The sequence below is a fragment of the Streptomyces aurantiacus genome (assembly GCF_001418335.1).
GTDB lineage: Bacteria > Actinomycetota > Actinomycetes > Streptomycetales > Streptomycetaceae > Streptomyces > Streptomyces aurantiacus.
Genome location: NZ_LIPP01000556.1, coordinates 1 through 1,519, shown reverse-complemented (window position 1 = coordinate 1,519; position 1,519 = coordinate 1). Strand labels below are relative to the sequence as shown.

1 protein-coding gene is annotated in these 1,519 nt (G+C 68.3%); it reads left to right on the top strand.

The window, feature by feature from the left end:
* Positions 1 to 232 precede the first annotated feature (232 nt).
* Complete coding sequence (locus tag AOK01_RS40215) at positions 233 to 1,384, top strand: Gfo/Idh/MocA family protein (RefSeq protein ID WP_055520608.1); 1,152 nt, start codon at positions 233 to 235, stop codon at positions 1,382 to 1,384.
* Positions 1,385 to 1,519 lie beyond the last annotated feature (135 nt).

The following is a 1,519-nucleotide window of genomic DNA, read 5'->3' as shown; positions in this document are numbered from 1 at the left end:
ATCCCCGCTGCCATCCCCGCCGCCGTCCCCGGACTCGTGCAGACCCTACGGCCGGGAGCCCGCCCCGTTCGCCCCCTCGAACAACTCGTCACCCCCGCGGTCTTGTCCGACCCGCTGCACAGAGGCTAGCTTCTCCTTACATAGAAAGCGCTTGCTGCGACACTCGCCAGTTCACGCGGCGCAGGACGTAAACGACCCGTACGACGTGTACGACGTGTATGAAGGGAATGACGTGACACGCAAGACGGTGCGCATCGCCATGAACGGTGTGACGGGCCGCATGGGCTACCGCCAGCACCTCGTCCGCTCGATCCTCGCCCTGCGCGAGCACGGCGGCCTCGACCTCGGCGACGGTGCCGTGCTGTGGCCCGAACCGGTCCTCGTCGGCCGCCGCGAGCACGCCCTGAAGGCGATCGCGGACCGGCACGGCATCGAGCACTGGTCCACGGACCTCGACGCCGTCCTCGCGGACCCGACCGTCGACATCTACTTCGACGCGCAGGTCACCTCGGCCCGCGAGGAGGCGCTCGGGAAGGCGATCGCCGCCGGCAAGCACATCTACACGGAGAAACCGACCGCGACCGGCCTCGACGGAGCCCTCCGGCTGGCCCGCCAGGCGAACGAGGCCGGCATCAAGCACGGCGTCGTCCAGGACAAGCTCTTCCTCCCCGGACTGCTCAAGCTCAAGAGGCTCATCGACGGAGGCTTCTTCGGCCGCGTCCTGTCCATCCGCGGCGAGTTCGGCTACTGGGTCTTCGAGGGCGACTGGCAGTCCGCCCAGCGCCCCTCGTGGAACTACCGCACCGAGGACGGCGGTGGCATCGTTGTCGACATGTTCCCGCACTGGGAGTACGTGCTGCACGAGCTGTTCGGCCGCGTGAAGTCGGTCCAGGCGCTCACCGCCACGCACATCCCGCAGCGCTGGGACGAGCGGAACAAACCGTACGACGCCACGGCCGACGACGCGGCGTACGGCGTCTTCGAGCTGGAGGGCGGCGCGATCGCCCAGATCAACTCCTCCTGGGCGGTCCGCGTCAACCGCGACGAACTCGTCGAGTTCCAGGTCGACGGCACCGAGGGCTCGGCCGTCGCCGGACTGCGCAACTGCCGTGTCCAGCACCGCTCCGCGACCCCCAAGCCGGTCTGGAACCCGGACATCCCCGCCACCGAGGATTTCCGCGACCAGTGGCAGGAGGTGCCCGACAACGCCGAGTTCGACAACGGCTTCAAGGCGCAGTGGGAACTCTTCCTCAGGCACGTCTACGCCGACGCGCCCTACCACTGGGACCTCCTGGCCGGTGCGCGCGGCGTCCAACTGGCCGAGCTGGGGCTGAAGTCCTCGGCCGAGGGCCGCCGCTTCGACGTACCGGAGATCGCGCTGTGACGAACGGGAAGACCGACAAGTTCGGCAACGTCGACGATGCCGGTGGAAGTACTGCAAGTACTGGGAGCGGTAGGAGCGAGCAGATCCAACTCCCCAACCGAGACGGCACACTGCGCACCCACACCCCCCTGTCTC